At 51.2% G+C, this 26,730-nt stretch carries 14 protein-coding genes; 7 read left to right on the top strand and 7 right to left on the bottom strand.

Annotation, left to right across the window (positions count from 1 at the left end; all coding sequences use genetic code 11):
• Positions 1–35: 35 nt before the first annotated feature.
• The 6 genes from ACYVC2_RS15090 to ACYVC2_RS15065 form a co-directional block, all read right to left on the bottom strand.
• Positions 36–1,028 (bottom strand): hypothetical protein, encoded by a 993-nt coding sequence (locus ACYVC2_RS15090; RefSeq protein ID WP_461103281.1) that lies wholly within the window; start codon positions 1,026–1,028, stop codon positions 36–38.
• A 134-nt stretch (positions 1,029–1,162) separates the two neighbouring features.
• Positions 1,163–2,584, bottom strand: a complete 1,422-nt coding sequence (locus tag ACYVC2_RS15085) for a RagB/SusD family nutrient uptake outer membrane protein (RefSeq protein WP_461103280.1) — start codon at positions 2,582–2,584, stop codon at positions 1,163–1,165.
• 13 nt (positions 2,585–2,597) lie between these two features.
• The gene (locus tag ACYVC2_RS15080) at positions 2,598–6,113 is read right to left on the bottom strand and encodes a SusC/RagA family TonB-linked outer membrane protein (protein WP_461103279.1); all 3,516 of its coding nucleotides are present in this window, start codon (positions 6,111–6,113) and stop codon (positions 2,598–2,600) included.
• 86 nt (positions 6,114–6,199) lie between these two features.
• The gene (locus ACYVC2_RS15075; protein WP_461103278.1) at positions 6,200–7,249 is read right to left on the bottom strand and encodes a FecR family protein; all 1,050 of its coding nucleotides are present in this window, start codon (positions 7,247–7,249) and stop codon (positions 6,200–6,202) included.
• A 72-nt stretch (positions 7,250–7,321) separates the two neighbouring features.
• Positions 7,322–7,933: an RNA polymerase sigma factor gene (locus ACYVC2_RS15070; protein ID WP_461103277.1), complete on the bottom strand. Its 612-nt coding sequence runs from the start codon at positions 7,931–7,933 to the stop codon at positions 7,322–7,324.
• Between the two features lie 565 nt (positions 7,934–8,498).
• Positions 8,499–9,368 carry an AraC family transcriptional regulator gene (locus tag ACYVC2_RS15065; protein WP_461103276.1) on the bottom strand — a complete coding sequence of 290 codons (870 nt, stop codon included), beginning with the start codon at positions 9,366–9,368 and terminating at the stop codon, positions 8,499–8,501.
• A gap of 429 nt (positions 9,369–9,797) precedes the next feature.
• Here ACYVC2_RS15065 and ACYVC2_RS15060 point away from each other — a divergent pair, with 429 nt between their 5' ends.
• From ACYVC2_RS15060 to ACYVC2_RS15040, 5 genes are all read left to right on the top strand, one after another.
• Complete coding sequence (locus ACYVC2_RS15060; protein WP_461103275.1) at positions 9,798–10,409, top strand: RNA polymerase sigma factor; 612 nt, start codon at positions 9,798–9,800, stop codon at positions 10,407–10,409.
• Positions 10,410–10,526: 117 nt separating this feature from the next.
• Positions 10,527–11,654: a FecR family protein gene (locus ACYVC2_RS15055; protein ID WP_461103274.1), complete on the top strand. Its 1,128-nt coding sequence runs from the start codon at positions 10,527–10,529 to the stop codon at positions 11,652–11,654.
• Positions 11,655–11,758: 104 nt separating this feature from the next.
• Positions 11,759–15,106 carry a SusC/RagA family TonB-linked outer membrane protein gene (locus ACYVC2_RS15050; RefSeq protein WP_461103273.1) on the top strand — a complete coding sequence of 1,116 codons (3,348 nt, stop codon included), beginning with the start codon at positions 11,759–11,761 and terminating at the stop codon, positions 15,104–15,106.
• Positions 15,107–15,119: 13 nt separating this feature from the next.
• Positions 15,120–16,838 carry a RagB/SusD family nutrient uptake outer membrane protein gene (locus tag ACYVC2_RS15045; RefSeq protein ID WP_461103272.1) on the top strand — a complete coding sequence of 573 codons (1,719 nt, stop codon included), beginning with the start codon at positions 15,120–15,122 and terminating at the stop codon, positions 16,836–16,838.
• 76 nt (positions 16,839–16,914) lie between these two features.
• The gene (locus ACYVC2_RS15040; protein WP_461103271.1) at positions 16,915–19,527 is read left to right on the top strand and encodes a glycoside hydrolase family 95 protein; all 2,613 of its coding nucleotides are present in this window, start codon (positions 16,915–16,917) and stop codon (positions 19,525–19,527) included.
• Between the two features lie 296 nt (positions 19,528–19,823).
• Here ACYVC2_RS15040 and ACYVC2_RS15035 read toward each other — a convergent pair whose 3' ends face one another.
• A complete protein-coding gene (locus tag ACYVC2_RS15035) occupies positions 19,824–20,810 on the bottom strand; it encodes an aldo/keto reductase (protein ID WP_461103270.1) in 987 nt (328 codons plus the stop codon).
• A 151-nt stretch (positions 20,811–20,961) separates the two neighbouring features.
• On the opposite strand from ACYVC2_RS15035, the gene ACYVC2_RS15030 reads away from it, so the two are divergent.
• Both ACYVC2_RS15030 and ACYVC2_RS15025 read left to right on the top strand, forming a co-directional pair.
• A complete protein-coding gene (locus ACYVC2_RS15030; RefSeq protein WP_461103269.1) occupies positions 20,962–21,858 on the top strand; it encodes a helix-turn-helix domain-containing protein in 897 nt (298 codons plus the stop codon).
• A gap of 297 nt (positions 21,859–22,155) precedes the next feature.
• Positions 22,156–26,127, top strand: a complete 3,972-nt coding sequence (locus ACYVC2_RS15025; RefSeq protein ID WP_461103268.1) for an ATP-binding protein — start codon at positions 22,156–22,158, stop codon at positions 26,125–26,127.
• The last annotated feature ends 603 nt before the right edge of the window (positions 26,128–26,730 follow it).

Here is a 26,730-nt window from a genome sequence, read left to right as displayed (position 1 = left end):
TGTTTTGGTTGTATGTAAGGTGACGATCAATTGGGTCAACGGGTCTGAGCGGGCCATTGCCAGTTCAGCAGGTCATCGCTCCAGGCAATACCGATTGACGCATTTTTGTCAAAATCACCAGCCTCTTCACTCAGTGGCCCAGAGCCGTGGAACAGCATCACGTATTTGCCAAAAGCAGGAACTTGTTTGAGGTTCAGGACCGCGCCCGCCGTTAGTCGCCCGCTGGCCCAGGGCCAGTCCGCTTGGCCCAGTGTAATGAGCCCACCCCAGTCCTGCCAGTTTTTCAGATCGGCTGATCGTTTTAGGGCAACCCCATTCTTCGGCGAATGCATCAGGATGTACTGATTATCCTCCACTAATACGCAGGCATTTTCGCCTGACTCGGTATGGCCAGCAAAGGTCCAGTGGCGCAGGTCGGATGAACTCGACATACTGACGCCATTCTGTTTGTAAATGCACCACCATTTTCCCGGTTCGTCTTTATCGGCCAGCAGGTATGGATCGATCATTCGTCCCATATCCTTTTCAGCAACAGCAGGACCTTTCACCCGAAGCAACTCCGGGCTACTCCAGTGAAGTAAATCCCGGCTTCGCATCGTAAAAATTCGCGCATCCTGGGTGGCATACCGGGGCATTTGATCGGTAGTATAGTCGGGCCGGGGATACGTTTGCAGGCACAACACCCATTCATCGCCCTGCCGCACAATGTTGCCGGGGCTGCTGTAATCGAGCCGTTGGTCGCGGGGAGTTAGTATGCGGAGAGGTGTCCAATGCTGGAGGTCTTTCGTCCGGCTCATGGCCACGTAGGAATAAATTTTATGCTCCTCCTCGATGCGTACCAGGGTAAAAAAGACGTACAGACTGTCCTGGAGATACAGGAATGCCGGATCGCGATAGGCCGTGTGCTCATCACCCCGAAACAGAATGGGCGATGTCAACGCGGTCAACCGATTTTTGCCGGGTGGCTCTACTGGCCCAGACCGGGTAAATAACCCGGCGATCAGGTACAAAAACAGAAGCGCTTGCATGAGCTTGAAATAATGGACAATGTCAAATGAATAATGGATAATAAATTACCGCTGATAATCAAATAGTTTAAATGCAATCGTCATCTATTATTCATTTGACATTATTCATTTGACATTATTCATTATCCATTTTCTTAATACCCCGCATTTTGTTTCAACAATGGGTTTATGTCAATCTGTTGCTGGGGAATCGGGAACAATAAATCCCGCTCTGAGACGGTCTTACCCGTAGCTTTCATTACGGTCAGCGCACGGCCCGTTCGAACCAGATCGAACCAGCGATGCCCCTCAAAGGCTAACTCAACGCGACGTTCCTGTTCCAGGGCGAGCCGGGCATCGGCCTGAGACAGACCAGCCCGTTCTGTGAGTCCGGCCCGAACCCGAACCTGATTAAGAAAGGGAAGCGCCTGGCTAGTCTGCCCCTGTTCATTCAGGGCTTCGGCATACATAAGCAGTACATCCGCGTAGCGCAGCACGATCCAGTTCCCATCGCCATCATACGCGGTTGCTAAGGGGGTAATGAATTGTTTTTTCACATACGGGTCATTGTAAACCTGCTTGCCATCGGTCCAGGTTTCGCTCAGCGACACAGGTTTGCGCAAATCACCCGGTTCATAGGCGGCAATCATATTCTGCGTAGGCCGGTTATAGCCCTGTCCGTTCCCCTGACCGGTGATGTAAACGGCACCCCGCTTCGGCGAAAACGTGGTTGCATAGATACTGCCTTCGCCCTGGCTGCTGGCTTTGTAAGCTACTTCGAAGATCGATTCTTTATTCTGCGCGTTGGCATCCAGAAATACACTGGCGAAGGAAGGGAGCAAACTGTAAGTACCGGCATCGATCACCGTTTTCAGTGTCTGGACGGCCTGAGCATATTGCTTTTGGGTCAGATACACTTTCCCCAGCAATGTTGCCGCAGCGCCTTTGGTGGCTCTACCGATGTTGGCTCCCGTGTAACTCGCTGGCAATTTCGCACTAGCATCGGTCAGGTCGTTACCGATTTGGGTATAAATATCAGCCACTGGACTCCGATTGACCTGGTAGGCTTCGGCTCCGGAAATGGCTGTTGTTACCAGTGGAACATCGCCATAGGCCCGTACCAGATTGAAATAGGCTAATGCCCGCAAAAATTTAGCTTCGCCGATCAACTGGTCTTTTTGAGAAGCGTCCGGGAAATTCACTGCAGGAATCCGACTCAGCACGGTATTGCACTGATTGATCAACCGATAATGGGCATTCCAGGCATCGGAGATAAAACTGTTCGTAGACAGTAGGGTAAACGTATCAAAATCGCCATACACCTGTGTTGTGCCCGCATAATCTTCCTGCTCGGTATTGTCGGAGCGTTCTTCGGCAAACAAGAACCAGTTGCCGTACATACCGCCCGTTTGTAAGGTCGAATATGCCCCCAGAATGGCCGTCTGAAAATCGGCCGGGGTCTGGTAAAATTTATCGACGTTGGCCGACGTAATGGGCGACAACGCCAGAAAGTCGTCCTGACAAGCCGAGGAGGCCAGTCCAAGTAAGAGGAGTAAACCAGTTGAAAAACGTTTCATGGAAAAGCAGGGATTAGAAGGAAGCATTCAAACCAACGGTGAAACTGCGGGCGAGTGGGTAAACCCCATAATCGACCCCTTCGACGAGCGGATTGCCACTGTAGTTTCGGTTGACTTCGGGGTTGTATCCCGCGTACTTGGTAAATGTGTAGAGATTCTGGCCCGTCGTGTAGATGCGGAGGCTCTGCATCCCGATGCGTTCGGCCCAACGGGCAGGTAGCCGATAGCCCAGCGAAACGTTGCGTATCCGCAGATAGGAGCCATCTTCCACATAATAGGACGTTACCTGATTGGAGTTACCCGCCGGATACGCCCGCGGATGTTTGCCATCGCCCGGATTGGCTTCACTCTGCCACCGGTTTACCACATCCGCATAGGCATTGCTGGAATTGACGAATCCGAAGAAACGGCGCTGCAAATACAACACCTGATTTCCCTGCGATCCCTGCAATAATATACTGAGGTCGAAGCCTTTGTAGCTAAACGTATTCGTTAGACCAAAAACGAATTTAGGATACGGCGTACCGATGATCGTCCGGTCGTTGGCATCGATTTTCCCATCGCCATTGATGTCTTTAAATCGGAAATCGCCGGGCCGGGTAATGACCGGTGCCGCCCAGGTTGGACCCGCATCGACCTGCGCCTGGTTCTGAAAAATACCGTCGACCTGGTAGCCATAATAATTGCTGATGGGCGATCCAATCTGGGTGATGTGCGTATCGGCCACGTCGGTGGAACTACGGATGGGGTCGCCTTTGGGCCCTAGCGCCAGCACGCGATTCCGGTTGAAGGAGATATTGGCATCTGTCGTCCAGGTGAAAACTTTACCCACTATATTCCGACTCGTCAGGCCAAATTCCAGCCCGTAATTCTTTACCTGACCAATGTTTTGCAGGGCATTGGTAAAACCCGTGATCGACGGAACTGGCACATTCAGCAGCAAGCCCGAGGTTATTCGGTTATAATAATCGGCGGTAAGCAACAGGCGGTTACTGAACAGGCCAACTTCGAGTCCTACATCGACCTGCTTGGATTTTTCCCAGGTCAGATCGGGATTCGCTATCGACGACGGTACCAGCCCATTGGCCAGTGCCCCTGTACCGGCCCCGGTGATGTAGTTGGATGTACTGATGAGTCCAATCGAGCCGTAGTTACTGATAAAGTTATTCCCGTTCAGCCCGTAGCTGGCCCGCAATTTCAGGTCGCTAATCGCTTTGACCGACTTCATAAATGGTTCGTCGATGATTCGCCAGGCAGCCGCGACTGACGGGAAATTACCCCAGCGGTTATTCGCCCCAAATCGACTGCTGCCGTCCCGCCGAAAGCTCACGGTGAGCAGATACCGATCCAGATAATTGTAATTGATCCGCCCCAGCCAGGACAAGAGTGCCCATTCGTCACGCGATGTATTACCCCCGTTAATTTGCCCCGCATTGAGGGTGGTGACCAGATCATTGGGAAAATTGATGGCCGTCAAGGATGTGCCGTAGTAACGGTTTTTCTGAATCGTATAGCCGGCCAAAGCCGTGAAGCCATGTCTTCCTAACTGTCGGGTATAGGTAGCGGTATTCTCGTTCAGCCAGTTATAGCTCATCCCATCATTGGCGAATCCTGAGGGAACAGTTGGTGCTGGCTGGCCTGGGTTACCAATTTTGGAGGAGCGAAACCGATCTTCCCGCGAGGCATTCAGGTCGCCCCCTACGGTTACGCGCAGGTTGAGATCTTTCAGGAGGGAGTAGTCGGCATACACCGTTCCCAGCATCCGGTAAGCCAACTGCTGCCGATTTTCTTCATTCACCAGCACCAGTGGATTTTCGGGTGTCTGAAACCCATATTGAATGTTCGTCATGGTACTATAGGTGCCATCCGGGTATTGAACCGGAAATTGGGGCAGAAAATTAAGCGTACCTAATATGGCCCCAACCGATACGTGTCCTTCCACATCGACGACGCGCTGGGTCCGCACGGATGGAAGCAAACTGACCCCAATTTTGAGTCGGTCACTGGCCTTCGATTCAATATTGGCCCGAACCGAGTAGCGTAACAGGTTGGTGTTGGGGATAATGCCCTGCTGGTTGAAATACCCAGCTCCTACCGAAAACGTAGTCCGTTCGTTACCACCACTGACCGACACGTTATAACTGCTAATAGGTGCAGCCCGGTAAAATGCCTTTTGCCAGTCCGTATCGTATTGACTGGGTTGGGTAAAGAAGGGAGGGATCAGGGCCAGCCCGGCCGATGTCTTTTTCAATCGCTCTTCATTGCTATCGGCCGGATTACCCCCAATGACATCGCGGTAATACTGATTTCGAGCTTCGGTACCGATTTCGGCTAATTGCGCGGCATTGAGCATCTTGATGGGTCGATCCAGCGACTGCGTACCGACATAGGCATCGAAATCAATCCGCGTTTTTCCGGCTTTTCCCCGCTTGGTGGTAATGATCACAACCCCATTTGACCCGCGCGACCCATAGATAGCCGTTGAGGAGGCATCTTTGAGCACGTTAATGGATTCAATATCAGCCGGGTTAATAGTCGTCAGCGGATTGTAGTTCTGATCGAAGTTACCCTGCACCGGATAGCCATCAATCACATACAGCGGTTCGTTACTCGATGAAATAGACCCGGCCCCGCGCACCCGAACCCGAACGCCACCCCCTGGCGCACCCGACGGTTGGGTAACCTGTACCCCCGGAAGTTGCCCAGCTAAGGCCTGATCGATACCCGCAACGGGTTGGGCTTTCAGTTTGTCGGCCGTAATGGTAGCAACCGAACCCGTCACGTCCGATTTCTTCTGGGTACCATACCCGACCACCACCACTTCGTTGAGCGCTTTGGTATCTGCGACCATCCTGATGGTCAGGATGGTTTGGTTTTTAACCGAAAGCTCCTGCGAGATATAGCCGATGAATGAAAAAACCACGACTTCGGCCTGATCGGGAATGACCAGCCGAAAGTTGCCGTCCGTATCAGTAACGGTCCCTTTGCTGCTATTTTTGATCACGACGCTAACCCCCGGTAACCCCTGACCCGATGCGGCATCCACAACTTGCCCAGTTAGGGTACGCTCCTGCACCTGCTCAAACACAATGGAAGGGAGTGAAGGCGTAGTAAGAACTGAACGGGTGTCTGCGGTATTCGGCGATTCGGACTTTGCCCCTTTTTTAGTCCCGCTTATGGGCTGGATCACATACGTACGGGCATCGATCTGGATACACTGCAATTCCTTCGGCGCCAGTATCCGATTCAACGTTTCGGGAATCTGCTCGCTAAACTCGGTCAGCGGGGGCGGCAAAATCGTTACCGAACGAACCAGAGCCGCCCGGTAATTGAACCGAACTCCATACTTGCCTTCCAGTTGCCCAAGCAGGGTTTTGAGCTCCAGTGAATTAAGTACGGGCCGGGTGATACCCGACGGGTTCTGATAACGAGCCAGGGCCAATGTCTGGGCAGAAACCGAACCGATCCCGCCCGTCAGTAGTGCCAATGCAGCAAAATGAAGGCACTCACTTTGTAAGGGTTTAGGCATTTTTTACGTTCTTTGTTTAGAAATTATAAATTGAATAGGCCACGCTCGCTGAGTGTGGTTTTATTTTTACAGGCCTACGGCCTGTGTTAGTTTACTGGACTGGGAATAAAATAGATGCGGTTCTGATACGGTACCGCTTTGAGCCCGAAGGTTTCTGAGAGAATGCGTAAAGCTTTCTCCTGATCATCGAGGGGTAGTTCGCCAGTAAATTGCTGATCGGCAAAGTCCTCGCCTTCCAACACTAGCTGCACGCCATACACCTCCCGAAACCGTTGCCCGAGAACTACCATCGACGCATTTTCAAACACCAATAGCTTATCGCGCCAGGCCGTCAGCGGACGCTGCTGAGCGGCATTGGTCCTAACGAGTGTGTAGCGCGACGCCCCGGTCTGATAGGTCGCTAGCTGTCCTGGCTTCATCACGAGTGTTTTTTGGCTAACCGGGTCGGTCAGGGCAATCCGTCCTTCTTCCAGCAGTACCTGCGTCCGTTGAGCCCTGGCATAAACCGTAAACCGGGTTCCTAATACGGCTACTTCGGCCCGCTCGGCATGAACCGTAAATTTCCGATAGCTCCCCGTCTCGTCATTTTTCTGTTTCTGAACCGCAAAAAAGCCCTCACCGGTCAGCCAGACTTCCCGGTTCGACCGCCAGTGGAAACGGGAGGGAATACGCAGTTGACTGTTGGCATTGAGCCTGACTTCCGAGCCATCGTACAAGGTCAGTGTCTGAAACTGGGCATTTCCGTTCCGGATCAGCCGTTCCTGAAAAAAATAGAGGTAGCCCCATACACCCACCAGCAACGGAATCAGCGCGGCAGCGGCATAGGTCCAATACGATACGTGTGGCATTGGTCGAATCGTAGCGGTGTCCTCCACTCGCTCGGGCACCCGATTAGCCAGCGTACGCTGAAATAAATCAGCCGTATACGCTTCAGAGAAGGGAATCCAGGTAGCCACTAATCCCTGAGCGAGTAACCGCGCTTGCTCAAATGGGTCACGAAGGTGTGGGTAGGTTTCCACCAGCCCCTGCCAGTATGCCGTCATCTCTGGAGTTGGTTTCGCAATCCAGGCCCGAAAGGAGGCATCCATCAGAAATGCTTCGGCATCGTAAGGCAGGTAGTCACTATATGATTTCATACCATCGGGTTAATCAATCATACAGTGAAGCAAAGACGGCTTTTTGTAGTATAAAAAATGTAAAAAATTCCCCTAATTGAAGAATACAATAGACAGCAACAGAGATAACTCTTTGTCTTTCAACAGCATACGCAACTGCTTTAAACTTGCATAAATCTGAGAACGAGCCGTTTGATAGTTAATGTTCATCAACTCGCAGATCTGCTCATAGGAGAGGTCGTTAAAATAACGGAGATAAATAATTTCGCGTTGGCGGGGTGATAAGGCATTCATAGCCAGCCGGATTTTCGCTGCCCGCTCAGCATCAATATCCAAAGCGATGAGCTGCTGTTCGGCAGACGGCTCGATGCTAAAGTACGATTGACCGATTTCATCCCGATCATCATCCCAGCCCGATATGAACGGTTTCTCCCGGCGATACTGGGCTTTGAGCCGGTTGCGAAGTGCCTTCAGCAAATAAAAGCGCACCGAAGCCGGTTGGGTAAGCCGTTGTCGGTAGTGCCAAAGTTCGGCGAATACATCCTGAATACAGTCTTCAACGGTTGCTAAAGAGTCGCAAAGACGCAGCCCATAGTTGAGCAGATGCCGAATATGAAGTTGATAAAGTTGTCGGAAAGCACCTTCATCGCCTGACTGGAACGCAAGCCAGAGTACTTGTTCGTTGGTCGGCGGTATAACACCCATTTGTCGACTGTTCTAACGAATAAAAGTTATGCACACTATTACCAGTAAGCCCGATTGCCGGAAAAGCTAATGTTCGGAAGAAATATCTAAGTCAGTTGCGCTGAAAATAAAATCTGCCTATCTCTTTTCAACTTACCGAATAAAACCCAATCAATTCAGGCAGACGCTTACTGATCGACGCATTTTCGTAAACCTTGTAAGGCCATACTTATGTTTTTGTCCTGCCGGCTCTTTGGTCTTTACGTAATACTGGCGAATCCAACTTCATAGCTTTTTTAAGCTCATTGAAGACGAATCAAAAGTGCTGTAACGGCTACTCTTTACGTTAGAATTACTCAGTATCACACATGATTACATAACTTTCAAGACGCCGATATTATATCATAGTAATCGCCAGGCAAGCTGTGATAATAGTACCCGGACCCGTTCAGCCCAATAAGCCTGGGCGACTTTCCGGGTAAAGAGTCGAGTTGTCTTTTTCCTATCCGCCCGGAAGCCATTGAGACAAGAATCCATACTGGACTTTGCACTTATTTCCAGTAGCGACGCTAGCTAAAAATTGGTTTTATTCTCTTCTGAACGTTTTACGGTAACTTATGGGAGTTTTCCCCATAATCTGCTTGAAGTATTTATTAAAGCCTGAAAATTGGTTAAAACCGCTTTCATAACAGATTTGGGAAATACTCATCCGATTCTCAATCAACAGTTTACAGGCATGGTGAACGCGCAGTTCCAGGAGAAACTGTGAATAGGATTTTCGGCTGCGGGCTTTAAAATAGCGACAGAACGAGTGAGGGCTGATGTTCGCTACGGCGGCAACTTCTTTCAGTGTAATTTTCCGCTGAAAGTGAGCCAGCGAGTAAACATAAATCTGGTTGATACGGTCCGTGTCTGCTTCATCAAACTGGGTCGAATAATTGCTTAGCGACAGCAACTCACAGTTCGTTGAGGAAGCAATTGCTGAAAGGATCTGAATCAGCGATACGATACGGCTTGTGCCTGACTCGGTCAACATCCTAAGCAGTACTAGTTTAACATCTTCCCGAGTCTGATCACGCAATCGGATTCCCTGTTTGGCTTTACTCAGCAACTGCACAATTGTTCGGTTTTCGGGCAGTTGCAGGAATGCATCTCCCCAGAAATTTTCCCGGAAATGAACGACGACTGCCTGAGCATACAAGTCATGACGGTTTTCGAAATAAGCGTCATCACAACGCCAGTAGTGCGGTAAATCCCGGCCAATCAACAAAATATCCCCCGGCTGAAAACTCTGTATACTGTCTCCTACGAACTGCGTGCCGGTTCCCTGCTCGATATAGACTAACTCTACCTCGGGGTGATAATGCCAGCGATTATAAAAAAAAGGCGCTGTGTCCTGTCGAATGCTGAACGAGCAGTTAGACAAAACAGGAACTTTCAGTAATTGCGGTTTCATACCGTTCTATTGACTCAAAAAAGTATCTCCGTTTAGTCGCATTGCCAAAATAATGGTAAAATTAGCTAATTGAATAAAACTTTTCCTTAGTATAGTACTATTATTTTGCGATATCGTTTTATTCTATGCCCATGGGTTCAAAAAGTCAACCCTGGATTGCACGGTGAAGTCATCTGTATAACAAAGGCTTATGCCCACAGGCCCGGCATGAAATCAGGCCGAGCCTCACACTAATTTCTTAAAGATAGGTTGGTAGTTTAAAAGCTCGTTCGTCTTACGGCTGAGCTTTTTTTAAGAAGTTGCTGGTATGAATTTAGCCCTAAGGGGCAAGATCGTCCTGTGAATTGAGTGATCGAGTTCTGCCTTCGGGCATACGGCCATGCGGATGAGGCTATACTGGATAGGTCTAACAAGTAGATACATACCCTGGTGAATGGCCGTTACAACACTTTTCCAACTGATGCCCTACTATGGGATGCATTCACTAAAGGCAATGAGCAGGCATTTGAACAACTTTACCGCGTTCATGCCGGTCCGCTGCTTACTTATGGGAAACGACTGCATGCCAGCTCAGACCATGTAGCCGATGCCGTACAGGACGTATTTCTGGAAATCTGGAAATATCGTACCACATTGACCACGCCTAAAAACGTCCGGTATTACTTGTTGAGGATCCTGCGGAATCGGCTGGTGGGGAACCCTGCTCTCCGATCCGATCCACTGTACCAGGCCGATGAGCTGCAGGGTATCGAAAACCTGCTGAGCATACCGTCCATGGAAACCTTGCTGTCGGATCTGGACACGCGGGAGCATCAGGTAAACCGGCTGCGTCAAGCCGTCAATTCATTACCAACCCGGCAGCAGGAAGCCCTCGTGCTGGCTTATTATCACCAGCTCAGCAACGAAGAAATAGCTTCCCTTATGGGCATAAACGCTCAGTCGGTAACCAACAATATCAACCGGGCTATTCACACACTGCGCCAGTTATTGTCCAACACAATGTGGTTCGTCTATTGGTGGCTTACTACACTAATCCCATAAACACCAGGAAGAATAAGCCACCTGGTGATCTCGCGTCGGCCATTTATAAAATTATTTTTAGAAATAATGAGTTAAAACCAGTATTGTTCCACTCTTGTCGTTGAGATAAGATGTAGAATGGAATATACCAATTACAGCGCGGAAGAATTAGCCGCCGATTCGGACTTTCGGCGGTGGGTAATGCAGCCTGATCCATCGACGGATCAGTTTTGGATCGGGTTGCTACAGAAGCATCCGCAACAGGTCGCTACCGTAGTGCGGGCCATCCAACTGGTGCAGCAGCTTAACCGGGCAACTGAACCCGGAGAACTCTTGGCAACCGATGCAGATCAGCTGGAAGCCATCTGGCAAAATTTACGCAGTCGGATCAGGCAGGAAGACGAGCCACAAGTGCCTGTGAGACGAATCAGGCGATATAGTCCAGGATGGAACCGCTGGGCTGTTGCTGCTGGTATCGTACTGGCATTAGGAGTAGGCTGGTGGTTCAACAGAAACGGTATAACCCACCTCACTGCTGACCGTTCGTCGCTGACAACCTCAATTGATGCTATAAATCAGCACGAAGAAGTAAACAATACTGCCCAGCCTAGAATCATCACATTAAGCGACGGTAGTTCGGTGCGCCTACTGCCCAACAGTCGCTTGCGTTACGCCAAATCGTTTGCTGCCAACAAGCGCGAGGTTTACCTACAGGGTGAAGCTTTTTTTGAGGTCACTAAAAACCCGGCCCGGCCTTTCCTGGTCTTTGCGGGCGGAACCGTCACGAAAGTGGTTGGCACCAGTTTTCGGGTGCAGGCCTACGAACAGGATAAAACCGTTCGCGTAGTCGTTCGCACGGGCCGGGTATCCGTATTTACCCGTCACAATTTCGATCAGATCGCCCAACGCCCAGATTCGCAGGTAGCCGGAGTGGTGCTGACGCCCAACCAACGCGCCACGTTTGAACGGGCCACCAACCAATTAGCCAAAGACCTGATTGAGCAGCCGGTAATCGTATCGTCGTCAGCCGCATCCCAGGTGCTGAGCTTTGAAGACAAACCTTTTTCGGAAGTACTAACCGTCCTGGAAAAGCAATACGGACTGGATATCATCTTCGATAAGCAGCTTCTAAGCCAGTGTCTGATCACGACAACTTTATCGGCCAATGAAGGGCTGTATCAACGGCTTAACCACATCTGCAGCGCTATTGGTGTTTATTACGAAGTGGTAGATGGCCAACTGATCATTATCAGCACTGGCTGCTGACCACCCACCACTCAGCCCTGCGGGGCGAGTGAGCAAAACTAAACCTCAAACCCTGTAACACTATGCCAATTCTACATCCACCGTGTATGTTACTGTATACATTTATGCGACTAACTCTATATCAGATTCTGATCGCACTGGTCTTTACGAGCCTCACTATGGCTCACAATACCCATGCGCAGGAACTGCTTACCCGCCGGGTAACGCTCCAGATCGCTAATCAATCCATTAAGACGGTTCTCAACCGGTTGAGCAAACTGACGAACGTCCGATTCACCTACAGTTCTTCCCTGATACATGCCGAGCGAAAGGTGACGGTCAATGCGAGCAATCAGGCGCTGGGCGAGGTCTTGAACGACCTACTAACCCCATTGAAAATCGAGTATCGGGTCGATGCCGATGAAGTGATCCTCAATCCGGGGCCTGTTGAAAATGGGTCAGAGAAAAGTGCGTACCAGACTACCGAAAGCAAGCCGACAGGAGATGCTCCAGCCGATATTACGGTAACCGGCACCGTTGTTGACGAGAAAGGTGAAGCGCTGCCTGGGGTAAGTATTTTGGTAAAAGGGACAACAAAAGGAACGAACACCGATGTGGATGGTCGGTATTCGATCCGTGTTCCCGACGAAAACGCAGTGCTTATTTTTTCGTTTGTAGGTTACGCTCCCCAGGAAATAACGGTAGGCAATCGTTCGTCTATTGCCGTTACACTCAGGCAGGACGACAAATCGCTCGATGAGGTTGTCGTGGTTGGGTATGGTACGGCCAAAAGGCGGGACATTACCGGAGCGGTAGCCAGAGCTGATATCAACGCGTTTAAAGAAGCGCCGAATGTGAGCATTCTGCAATCCTTGCAGGGATCAGTACCCGGCCTAAACGTAGGCGCAACCACTCAAGCTGGTCAGGATCCGGCTATCAGCATTCGGGGGCGTAACTCCATATCCGGCGGTACGGCTCCGCTGATCGTACTGGATGGTATTATTTATCGGGGCAGCATAGTCGATATCAACCCAAATGATATTGCTTCCGTCGACGTGCTGAAAGACGCTAGTGCTGCTGCTGTGTATGGCTCACAGGCTTCGAACGGCGTTATCCTGATCACCTCGAAAACTGGTAAGGCCACCAAAAAGCCAACCGTCGAATTCAGCTCGTCTTATTCGTTACAGGAAATTACCAACAAAGCGATGCTGCCCGACGATGCGGCTGGCTTTCTTCGGAAGAAGGCAGACCGGTACATATCGCTCAGCCGCACCGGTGCTGGTCTGTTGCAGGCAAATCCTACCTTCGATGTTACCAAATACGTGAGTCCGCAAGTGCTGGCGGGCATGCAGAACGGAACAGACACAAACTGGTGGGAACTGCTGACCAACAGACGGCCTTTTATTTCGAGTAATGACCTGAGTATTAGCGGACGGACCGAGCAAAGCTCCTACTTCTTCTCGCTGGGATATACCAAGCAGCAGAATGTAGTAAAGAACGATGACTATAAACGCTACAACTTCCGGGTTAACCTGGACACGAAAGTGACCAGCTGGATGAAATTAGGAATTCAGTCTTTCTACGGACTGAGTGACTATTCGGGAGCCGCACCCAGTCTCGACGATGTGCAGTTTCAGGTGCCGCAACTAGCGCCCTATGATGCCACCGGGGCCTTGGTCCGCCTGCCGGATGGCGCCCGCGTAAACCCGCTACTGCAAATCGCGCAGACGAATCAGGAGACACGAAGTACGCTTTTTGGTCTACTGTTCGCCGACATCAATATTCCGTTCGTCAAAGGGCTGAGCTACCGACTGAATTTCTCACAGAATTTAATTCAGAAACGGAACAACAACTTCAGCTCGTTCGGCCAGAATTTTAACGGGGAAGCGTTTAAGGCCAATGCACAGCAATACCTGGCTACCCTCGACAATATTGTAACGTATCAGAAGTCGTTCGGACCGCATTCGGTCAATGCAACCCTGTTATACGGCACTGAAAAACGATCGTTCGACAGTACCAGAGCGTATTCAGCGTTCTTTACCAACGACATTCTGGGCTTCAATAAATTAGATGCGGGCCAGGCCGCCCAGCAGACGACAACATCAACGGCCTGGAAAGAAGCGAGCCTGTATTCGATGGCCCGTCTGATTTATAATTACAACGATCGGTATATTGTAACGGGTACAGTTCGGCGGGATGGTTTTTCCGGCTTTAGTACGACCAATAAATTCGGGGTATTTCCTTCGATAGCCGTTGCCTGGGCCTTGAGTGAGGAAAAATTCATCAAAGATCGGGCTCCATTTCTGGATGAACTGAAATTCAGGGCTTCATACGGAATTAGCGGCAACCGAACGATCGGTCGTTATCAAACGCTGGCCAAAATAACGGCCAACGTAGCCAGCGGTTATCTATACGGCGATGGAGCCCCTGCCCAGCAGGGGCAGTACCTAAGCGCGCTGGCCAATAATGATCTAAAATGGGAATCGACCAGGGCATTCAATTTCGGGCTTGACTTCGCGCTCTTCAAGAACCGATTGTCTGGTAGTTTCAATGCCTATATTTCCAATACCTACAACCTGCTGTTCAACGTTGATCTGCCCGTTGTGAATGGTATTACCAGTAGCCCGGCCAATATAGGTAAGCTCAAAAACACGGGTCAGGAACTGACCTTATCGGGCAGGCCAGTGCAGAAGGGAGATTTTAGCTGGGATGTTACCGTCAACTTCTCCCGCAACCGCAACAAGGTAATCAGCATTCTGGGTATCGATGCCAACAAAGATGGTGTGGAAGACGATTTGGTATCCTCCAAGATCTTTATCAACCACCCGTATGGCGTTGCGTATGATTTCAACATTACGGGGATGTGGCAGGTTGCGGATGCCGAAGCCAACAGAATACCGGCCGGATTTACTTACGGCACCTATAAAGTAGAAGACATTAACGGCGATGGTACCTACACCGCAGCGGCCGACCGTAAGATCCTGGGCTACACGGATCCCTCCTACAGCTTCAGTATTCAGAATAGTTTCCGGTACAAATCGTGGGAGTTCAGTTTCTTTATTAATTCCATTCAGGGTGGTAGTAAGTACTACTACGGCCAGCCAGGAAGTACACTGCCCAATCCGGATAACATCTCAAACGGCAACATTTTCAACTTTGATTACTGGACCCCCGAAAATCCCAACGCCCGCTATCGGCAGCTTGGGTTCTACACGGTGGCCCTGGGTGAAACGTTCTCTCCCTACGTACAGCGCAGCTTTATCCGGCTCCAGAATGTGACCTTAGCCTATAGTCTGCCTCAGACGCTCATTCGGAAAATTAAGCTGAACCGGGTTAAACTATTCCTGAATGGCAAAAACCTGGCCACTCTCACCGGCTGGGATGGCTGGGACCCAGAAACGGGAACCGGCCTGGACCGGTCTGCTTATCCGTTCCTACGGAATTATACGGCTGGCCTGAACATCGAATTTTAATCCCCTTACCGCGATGAAAAATATACTTATTTACAGTTTGATCCTCCTGATCGGCATGAGTCTTATTATCTCCTGTAAGGAAGACGAATTCCTGAAAGAGGAACCGCTGGACTTTTATTCGCCCGATAATTCGCTGGAAACAAGTGCTCAGTTTCAGTTGTCGATCAACTATTTACACAATCGGCTGCGGAACATTGCCTTCGGCGGTATTGACCTCGATTCGTATTTTGCGCTGCGCTACGCTACGGATTTTGCCGTTAATGCCACAGACTACCAGCCGGCCGTTAAGCTGAACGATTATAAGAATACGATGGTCCCTACCTATAACGTACCGCAGGTAATCTGGCAGAACGTATACCAGATCATCGCCAACGCCAACGTAGTTATCAACCGGGCTAAGCTATCTACCAAACTATCAGATGCCGACAAAAATCTGTACAAAGCGCAGGGCTTGTTTTTCCGAGCGTGGGGCTATAACATGCTGGCTAATCTGTATGGCGGTGTGCCGCTGGTAACGGAAGAAATCAGCGTACCGCGTAGAGACCTGGTGCGGGCTACCCGCGATCAGGTGTACACGCAGTGTAAAACAGACCTGATCGAAGCCATCACGTCGCTCCCCAATATTGATGCGGTAAAAGACGGGGCCGTGAATAAACAGGTTGCTCAGCATATTCTGTCTGAGGTGTATATTTCACTGAAGGCTTACGACGACGCCATAGCCACAGCAACGCAGGTCATCAACTACCCCGGCGTTGGTTTGATGACGACCCGTTTCGGGGCTCGTAGGGCTAACCCCGGCGATGTATATCGCGATTTGTTTGAACTGGGGAATCAAAACCGCGCCAGCGGCAACCGGGAGGGTTTGTACGTGATTCAGTCCGACTATCTGAATCTGGCTTCTACCCAGCGCGACGCTATGCAATGGGCCGTCATGTCGGGGATTCAGAATATAACGATTAAATCATCGGTAGATGGCAAAACGGTTGCGGCAGTAAAAGGACCGAACGAAAAATGGTCGGGTCGCGGAGTCGGTTGGATACGGCCAACTTCGTTCGTATTGTACGGCATGTGGAATAGCGGAAAAGACGACATCCGCAATTCGGAATACAATATCATTCGGGATTTTCAGATCGATGCTGTTCCTTCCACCTCACCTGATTACGGCAAGTGGTACGTCAAAGATGGCTACAAAGCAAAAGCGACGGGCTTTATCGATACAATCCGCTACTGGTATCCCATCCTGAAGAAAAATACGATTTCAGCGGGCGATTTTCCAGACGCGTACTTTCAACGCGATGCCGCTGGCAATGTGCTCTCATCGCCCCTGGGTGGTCGATTGTTGATCAATGGCAGCGATTTATTCCGGGATAATTATTTGATCCGGTTACCCGAAACCTACTTCTTACGAGCGGAAGCCTACATCATGAAGGGCAATACGGCCAGTGCTGCGAACGACTTGAACATAATACGGGCCAGAGCCAAAGCCACGCCTATCACGGCTGCTGACGTAACGATTGATTTTCTGCTTGACGAACGGATGCGGGAACTCTACGGGGAAGAGTTCAGAATGGTTACGCTCACCCGAATGGGTAAACTGTATGATCGGAACAAAAAATACAATGAGAAGGCTGGCTTGAGCATTGAACCGTACCACAATCTCTGGCCAATTCCATTCAGCGAAATCAACCGGAATGTATTCGCTACCCTTGAGCAAAATCCGGGGTATAATTAACGGTTGCCTGGTATGAATCCAGCCTGCTGAATGGCATTATTCGGCAGGCTTCACTTACACTCCTCTCTTTAGTTGAATGAACGTATTTCTTATTAGTGCGGCCTTGCTTTGGGCGAACGTAGTGCTGGCTCAGGGTAAAACCAGCAATCCTACGAGCCGTCAGGACCTTACGCTCTGGTACGATAAACCCGCCAACGTGTGGACCGAGGCCCTGCCGATTGGTAACGGTCATCTGGGAGCCATGATCTACGGCGGTGTTGAGCAGGAACATTTGCAACTCAATGAAGGAACGCTTTATTCCGGCGATCCAACCGGCACGTTCACCGCCATCGACGTGCGGAAAAAATTCAAAGACGTCGATCAGCTTTTCAAAGAAGGAAAGTACAACGAAGCACAAACTATCGTGGACGCCGAATGGCTGGGCCGAAATCATCAGGATTACCAGCCACTCGGCGACTTATGGATGAAATTTACCCATACCGGCTCCGTTACGAACTACCGTCGTTCGCTCGACTTGTCCACGGCGGTCTCACGGGTTGAATACGTGGTAAATACAACGACTTACCGCCGGGAAATTTTTGCCAGTTATCCTAACCGCATCATCGTCATCAAATTATCGGCAGAGGGCGTCGAAAAACTCAATGGCGAGATTAGTTTTTCGACGCCCCACAAACCACTAGCCGCCTATTCAACGACCGGTAATCAATTGGTCATGACTGGAAAAGCACCGGGTTTTGTGCTCCGTAGAACCCTGAAAGGAGTACAAAAAATAGGCGATCAGTACAAATATCCTGAAGTGTTTGCTAAAGACGGGTCCGTATTGCCCAACGCGGCTGACGTGCTTTACGGAGATGATGCCAATGGATTGGGCATGGCGTTCGAAGCCCGCTTACAGGCTACTCATAAGGGCGGCACGGTTCAGGTAGCCGAGCAAAAAATCAGCATTCATGATGCCAGCGAGGTCTTATTGGTGCTGACCTGCGCTACCAGTTTCAATGGCTTCGACAAAAGCCCGGTAACGCATGGATTGAACCCGGCCGATTCCACCCAGAAGTACCTGACCCTGGTAAGGGGCAGCTCGTACGACGACTTGTTGAATACGCACAAGGCTGACTATCAGAAACTTTTCAACCGATCTCAGATTCAGATAGGCAGCTTTAGCGAACAGTCGCGTCTTTCCACGGATAAACGAATCAGTATGTTTACCAATGGCAAAGATCAGTCGATGATTGGGTTGCTTTATCAGTTTGGGCGGTATCTGATGATCGCAGGCTCGCGGCCGGGTGGGCAGCCATTGAACTTACAGGGCATTTGGAACGATAAAATTATTCCTCCCTGGAATGGCGCTTATACCGTCAATATCAATGCGCAGATGAATTACTGGCCCGCTGAGCTGACTAATTTATCGGAATGTCATGAGCCTTTCCTAAAAGCGATAAACGAACTGGCCGTCAACGGAGCGATTACGGCCAGAGCTATGTATGGAAATGAAGGGTGGGTGGTGCATCACAACACCGACATTTGGCGGCATACCGAACCGGTCGACTACTGCCACTGCTCCTTCTGGCCGATGGCTGGCGGCTGGTTGACCAGCCATTACTGGGAACGATACCTGTTTCGGGGGGATACAGTCTTTCTGAAAAACAAAGTGTATCCTTTGCTAAAAGGAGTCGTTTTATTTTACAAGGACTGGCTGGTGCCGAATAAGGACGGCTACCTGGTAACGCCGGTTGGCCACTCACCGGAGCACTCGTTCCACTATGATGACGGCAAATCATCAACCTTGAGCCCAGGGCCAACGATGGATATGGCCATCGTACGAGAGTCATTCGCGCGATTTATTGAGGTATCGGATCGATTAGGCACGCCGGATTCGATTCTTTACACCAATATAAAATCGAAACTGACTAAGCTGCTTCCCTATCAGATCGGTAAATATGGGCAACTGCAGGAGTGGCAATTCGATTTTGAGGATGGCGAAAAGGAACACCGGCATATCTCTCATCTATACGGCTTTCACCCATCGAATCAAATCAATCTCAACACCACCCCAAAGCTGAGCGCAGCAGTGGCCAAAACCATGGAACGCCGGGGCGATAAAGCGACAGGCTGGTCGATGGGCTGGAAAATAAACGTCTATGCCCGTTTGCAAAACGGCGATAAGGCCCATGCGCTGCTCACGAATCTGCTGCACCTGGTGAAGGAAGAGAACACGAAGATGGTGGGTGGAGGTGTTTATCCGAATTTATTCGATGCGCATCCTCCTTTCCAAATCGATGGAAATTTCGGTGCCACCGCCGGCATTGTCGAAATGCTGGTTCAGAGCCACGCCGGCGAAATCTATCTGCTGCCGGCCCTGCCGGCAGCCTGGCCCAATGGCAAAGTTTCTGGTCTGAGAACGCGGGGAGGTTTCGAGGTGGACCTGGAGTGGCAGAATGGCAAATTAAAAAACGCAGTCATTCGGTCGGACTTGGGCGGACTGTGCCGAGTGCGGACAAATCGCGAAGTAGTGATAATGAATGCAAAGGCGTCTCCGGCAACCGGTCGGAACCCCAACCCCTTATTTTCCTTTATCAACCCAACCGAATCCACCGGCAATCGTACGGCAACCTCCGTTGCCAATCCAGCGCCAAAAGGGTTGGTACAGGATTTTGAGACCCAGCCTGGACAAGCGTATATACTAAAGTGATACACGGCCATGAGGTTTAAAAGCCGAGCCAAGTGCCTCACGCACCATCTCAGTAGTCTCGAGACTAGAATCGGGTAAACGCCGAAGCCAACCTGCGGAATTTCGGCGCCATTGTTCGTTCTTATCGCTGGAGAAATGCCTGGGCACTTCCCTTGTGGTAACAGGTTAGTGGCAACGCTACCTCAACTGCCTGCCGGTATTAGTGTGGCTTGGGTACAAAACCGGTAGTCGGCTCTGCGAATAGAGCCAGCTACCGGTCTTGATGGAAATTGCCATCGGGTCGATCCTACAATCGTCTACGCTTTCCGGTCTATCACCTTGTCCAGATTTTCCGGATACCGGCCGCCCCTGGCTTCGATGCTAGCTGCGCCCTGGGTGATCGTGCTTAGCTCCGTAGGAGAAAGCTCCAGAGCCACCGCGCCGATATTTTCCTTCACACGTTCCGATTTCGTAGTACCCGGGATCGGAACGATCCATGGTTTCTGGGCCAGGATCCAGGCGAGCGCCACCTGCGCAATGGAGGCTCCCTTCTCCGTCGCAACGCGGTCGAGAACAGCCACAAAGGCCTGATTAGCTTCCATGGCCTCTTTCTGAAAACGGGGGAAGTAACTCCGGCCATCCTCTTTCGCAAAGACCGTATCGGCACTCAGTTTGCCGGTCAGAAAGCCTCTGCCCAGTGGACTGAAGGGCACGAAACCGATCCCGAGCTCCTCCAGTACGGGAAAAACCTTTTCTTCGGGTTCGCGCCACCAAAGGGAGTACTCGCTCTGCAGCACCGCCACCGGTTGCTCGGCGTGAGCTTTACGGATGTTTACGACCCCAGCCTCGGATAGCCCGAAGTGCTTCACCTTACCCGAGGCAATGAGATCCTTCACGGTGCCAGCCACATCTTCCATGGGAACGGCCGGATCCACCCGGTGCTGGTAGAGGAGGTCGATCGTATCGATGCGCAGGCGCTTGAGTGATGCCTCTACCACGTTGCGGATGGTTTCCGGGCGACTGTCGAGTTCAGCGTTCGATCCATTCCTGAATCCAAATTTGGTGGCGATCACCACCTGGCCCTTGAACGGCTCCAGAGCCTCCCCCACAATGTCTTCGTTGGTGTAAGGGCCATACACCTCGGCCGTATCAAAGAAGGTAATACCCTGTTCCACGGCGTCGCGCAACACGCGAATAGCTTCATGCCGATCCGGCTGGTTCGCGTAACCGTGGCTTAGCCCCATGCAGCCGAAACCAAGTTCGGAGACGGCTAATCCTGAGATTCCTACTTGTCGTGTTTTCATGTTAGATGTTTTGAGCTGCAAAATTGTGGCGGCCGGGCGAGCCATCCTGTATACAGATTACGGGTTTCTCTACCATTATTACTGATTGAGAAGGCCGGGATAAAAAGGACTTGCCGGAACCTGTAAGTTTGTCCTGATAAACCAAGAAGGCATGGAAGAGATTGTGAAAATCAGCAGCATCGCGCAGTACAATACCATGCGGGGCGTACCGACCCAACATCCGCTGGTGACGGTGATTGACCTCTCCCAAGCGCAACCGATGCCCGCCAGGTCATTCAACTTTGGGTTGTATGCGGTGGGGCTGAAAGAAGGGAACAATGGCCAATTGCGCTATGGACGAAGGCACTACGACTACCAGGAAGGGAGTCTGATATTTGTGGCACCCGGACAGGTGGTAGGGGTGCAACCCGGCGTTGAACTAGTTGCCCCCAAAGGCTGGACATTGCTCTTTCATCCCGACCTGATAACCGGCACTCCCTTGGGCAGACATATGCAGGATTATTCGTTCTTTTCGTATGCTGTCCATGAAGCGCTTCACCTGTCGGATAAAGAGAAGCGTATTGTGATGGATTGCTTCTCAAAAATCGAGTATGAACTCGATCAAACTATAGACAAGCACAGCAAAGGACTGATTGCGGCCAACATCGAGTTGCTGCTCAAGTACTGCATCCGTTTTTACGACCGCCAGTTCATTACGCGCGACCAGGCAAACAAAGGAATCCTGGAACGGTTTGAATACGTATTGGAAGGTTATTTTTCATCCGATAAACCGCAGTATGCAGGTTTGCCTTCCGTCGCTTATTGCGCCGAAGCCCTGCATTTATCGCCCAACTATTTTGGGGACCTGGTGAAGAAAGAAACCGGCCGATCGGCTCAGGACTACATTCAATCCAAAGTGATCGATGTGGCCAAAGAGCGCGTGTTCGACAGGAATAAATCGGTGAGTGACATTGCCTACGAATTGGGCTTTAAATACCCCCAGCATTTCAGTCGTTTATTCAAACAAAAAGTAGGCGTTACACCCAATGACTACCGATCCCTAAACTGAAGCGCCAACTCGCTAACGGCAGAAGCCGCTTCTGTAAGGGAAATAAATGCACGAGTTACCGGCAAAATTTAGCACGGTCATACGTATTGGCACAGGTTTGCCACCTCCTTGACAAAGCCCTGATGGAATGCTACATGCTACATTCAGGACGGTCCCACGACGGCGTGCCGCTGCCGTATAGCTAGCCGCCACGTAAATTACAGGGTTCTATCCACTTAATCGATGGTTTTTGCTCACATAGGGACTGCCTCTTCTAAAATTACTCGAGTCTGGTTTCTTTATTGTCTGATTCATCTGGTGAATGTCCGTGCCCAGATGTTACCCCAGCCCGAACGCATTACCGATCGGCAGGGATTGCCGCAGGCGTTTGTCCCCACCATTATACAGGACAAACAGGGGTTTATCTGGATGGGTACCCGTGACGGTTTATGCCGCTACGATGGCAGCCGCTTCAAGGTATTTCAGCCCGATCCCGATGGCCGGCCTTCCCTGTCATCGGCCGACGTTGCCCTGCTTCATCTGGACAGGCAAGGTAACCTATGGATATCCAATGAACGGGGTGATGTAGATCTATTTGATCCGGTTACGGAGCAGTTTACGAGCCGGGTAGCGAATCCGGTTCGTAAACTGCCTATTCTCTCGACTCGATTGAATCGCTTCTGTATTGATCAGCAGAACCGATTCTGGACGGCGGCATCGGATAAAGGGCTGATTTGTCTTGATCTGACTACCCGTCGGTTGCAACACTACCGGTATCAGCCTGATCAGCCTCAGTCACTCAGTGACAATACCATTGTGGATATCCAGGAGGGACGGGAAGGTACGATCTGGGCGTTGACCAGGACCGGGCTCGATGGTTTTGACAAAAAAACGCACGCAATTCGCCATTATCTAAATCCTTCAGACCTGGAAACGTCTCCAAAAGGGCTCTGGGTTCGCCCGTCTGGGGATGTACTGGTGGCTACGGATCGTTGGCTGCTTGTTGTTGAACCGACTTCCGGTCAAGTTCAAAAACATCCGCTTCCGGCCCCCATTCACATGGTCAGCTATTCACATTTTGCGGAGGATCAGCATGGCACCGTTTATTTTGCCCGGAACACGGAGATTTTTTCCTTTGCCCAGGAACAGGGCGTTCGGTTACTCGATCCAGGCAGTAACCAACCCCAGGATGCGTACTTGTGTGCATTTATCGACCAGTCGGATGTGCTCTGGCTTGGTACAGCGGGGGCGGGTGTACGCAAATACGATCTGCGCACCCAGCCGTTCGAGACCGCCCGCTACCAGACAGGTTTTGTCCCGGATATCATGCGCAATTGGCTCAACCTGCCCTCCGGTGCGATTCCGCCCTTTTATCCCGGCTTAACGAGCTATAACTTTCGCTATACCTTCGATAAACAGGGTCGACTCTGGTACAATACCGGATCCTCCGATCTGTTCCGAATCGACATTAAAGAAAAAAAAACGGTTCCGATTCGTTTTCCGATTCAGTTCCGCACGGGCATTATTGGCCCGGTAACCTGTCCACTGGCCACTGATCCGGCGGGGCGGGTATGGGCCCTTTATGATCAGACAGCGTATTGGTTCGATGAGTTACATGGCCAGTGGCTTTCTCTTCCCTACCGCATCCCTTATCGGAAGGATCAGGCCCTCCAGATGTTAACTGTGGATGAACAGGCGTTGTGGATAAGTATATCTTCCGGCGGGTTGCTACGTGTCGACCGCAGCAATGGACAAACCAAAACGTATACGAACATTCGTGGTAATCCGGCTTCGCTAAGTAGTAACTCGCTGCTCTGCATGGCCACCGACCCCGACAATCCGGATTGGCTCTGGATTGGCACATTCGGCAGCGGACTTTGCCGCTTCGATAAAAAAACGGGTTTGGTTAAGCGGCTGTCGCTGGCCGATGGCTTACCCAACAATGTCGTCTATTCGGTAATTCCCGACCACCACGGCGATCTGTGGATGGGCACCAATAAAGGCCTTGCCCGAATGAACCGACGCACGCTGGCAATCCAGACCTACACCACCGACGACGGGATCCTGGCCAATGAGTTCAACCGGTTCCATTTCCTGCATATGCCCGACGACCGCATACTGATGGGTGGGCTGGAGGGCCTTACAGCTTTTAACCCCGGTCAGATCAAAGCGGATACCTTCCAGCCAAGGGTTGAAATGACGACGCTCTTCGTCAATAACAAACCCGTTTTGCCGGGGCCAAACTCGCCCTTGGGGCTACAGCCGCTCCAGGCAACTTCTAAGTTAGCCCTGCCCTATCACCAGAATTTTCTGACAGTTGAATTTACTGCTTTACAGTTTAACAAACCAGCCAAGAATCGCTATCGCTACCAACTGGCAGGCCTGGACGAGAGTTGGGTGGAGAGCCGCCGATCGGAAGCGGTCTTTACGGGGCTGAGGCCAGGAACGTATACGCTACGGCTGAATGCCTCTAATGTTTCGGGCCGCTGGAGTTCACACATCCGAAGCCTGACGATTCGTATCGACCCGCCCTGGTGGGAAACCTGGTGGGCCTACATCCTCTACGCTGGTCTGGTCGCGGGTGTAGGGTATGGGCTGTTTAAAAACTACGTCAACCGACTCAGGTTGCAGCAGTCGATGAGCCTGAAAGAACACGAAACCCAGCAGCTACGGGCGCTGGATGGGATGAAAAACCGATTTTTCGCCAATATTACCCATGAGTTCCGCACGCCCCTGACCCTGATTCTGGCTCCTACCGAACAGCTCATGGGCGATGACCTCGAACCCCGCGTGCGCCGTCGGCTGACGACGATTGAACAAAACGCGCATCAACTGCTACGACTGATTAACCAGCTATTGGATTTGTCCAGACTGGAAGCCAGCGTTATGCCCGTCAATCCCTCCCGCGGAGAGTTGACGAACTGCGTTTTACACTGGCTGCAACCACTTACCGAACAGGCCACCGCGCAGGGGATCGCCCTGTCCTTTCATTCGACGGTAAGGGGTAGCTACTGGTTTGATGTGGAAAAGTTCGAACGTATCGTCTATAACCTGACAGCCAATGCCCTAAAGTTTACGCCAGTCGGAACGATAACTGTTTCGCTCGAGCCATTGGCCATCGGGATTCAACTTACCGTAGCCGATACGGGCATTGGCATTTCTGCGCGCCAGTTGCCTCATATCTTCGACCGCTTTTATCAGGCCAGTGATACGCAGTCCCCCCGCGACGGCGGACCAGTCGGAACATTACGGCCGAGTCAGGCGGGGTATTCTTCCCCCGACCAACATGGAACGGGTATTGGTCTGGCCCTGGTGAAAGAGCTGATTCACCTGCAACAGGGAACCATTGCAGTCGAAAGTACCGTCGGTAAAGGAAGTGTCTTTGTCGTTACATTACCCTATGAGCAGGTAGCCGCCAGTAGCGATCCGGCCGATGTGGATCAGCCACTTCAGCCGGATCCTATAGATGCGTCCGCTTCGTCGGACAGCGAAACTGACGTACCCCGGATTCTGATCGTGGAGGATAATGACGAGCTGGCTCATTTCATTGCCGAAAGCCTGCCTGCTGCTTACCGTATCCGTCGGGCAGTCAACGGATGGGATGGACTGGAACAATCCCTGGACTACCAGCCCGATCTGATTATCTCAGACGTGATGATGCCCGTCCAGTCCGGGACTGGACGGTCCGAACCTGAAATGGATGGGTTTGCGCTGTGTAGTAAACTAAAAACGGATTTGCGGACCAGCCACATTCCGGTGGTTCTACTCACGGCAAAGGTGACCATTGAGAACCGTCTGGAGGGCCTTGCCCTGGGCGCCGATGATTACCTGACCAAGCCCTTTCACGTAGAAGAACTACGACTCCGGGTGCACAACCTACTCGAGCAGCGTCGGCGGCAACGGGCGTGGCTTCAGCAGACACTGACTGCGGTTGGCCCAGCCAACGAACCTGCGTTGCCCGAAGACCCTTTTCTGATTCGACTGTATGCCCTGCTGGACACCAATCTGGATAATCCCCGGCTGAATGTCGATCAGTTGATCGACGAACTGGCCATGAGTCGGACTAATCTTCACCGCAAAGTCAAAGCTCTGACGGGTTTTTCCACCAATGAGCTGATCCGTACGTACCGCTTAAAAGTAGCCACGAAGCTGCTTCGTCAGGGGCTCAACAGTTCGGAGACAGCCATGCGTGTCGGCTTTGAGAATCTGTCTTACTTCGCCAAATGCTTCCGGGAGCTTTATGGCTCAACGCCCGGAGAATTTGCCCGCACCCACCAACAGAACGGATAGACAATAGGCTGAGAAACCCCTTACAAGCCTAAAAGGGAACATCTGTGGCCGCATTTGGTACATCTGTGTTAACTCCTTCCTGACAATCTGGGCCAATTTTGGCCGTAGCTAAGCCCCGTGTTCTCAGCACAACCAGAAGGGTGCCAGGCCATCGATTGTATTCTTGTTTTCGGTAATGTATGTACGCTCGTATTCTGGAAGGGCGGCTGTCGGTAAGCTCGGCCGATGATGCCATCGATTACTTCCGCCAGAAGACGCTTTTGACAACAACACCGATGCCGACAAGATCGAATACTTTCAGCAGTAAAGTCCTGTTTACTGAGGCTTACCGCCGGTACAATAAATAAGTCACCCCAGCTATCTTATCACTGAATGCATCCATTAAGCGTGCTGGTTCAACCCGGCTTAGACAACGTTGAGCCGTTGATACTTTGTCCGCCGGTAGCCTAAAAGCTACTGGCGGACCGCTTACTGAAACCAGATGATTGGCAACTGGATTGGACAGAATTTCCGACAGGCACTTCTGCCGCAATCCAGCTGGCTTTAGGCAACCAGCCATTGTCCAAGAATTTACAACAACTTCCGAACTAGTGGCCAGTCCCC

Source organism: Spirosoma koreense (assembly GCF_054777875.1).
Note: the sequence above shows the minus strand (reverse complement) of the source record. Positions and strands in the feature narration are given on the sequence as shown.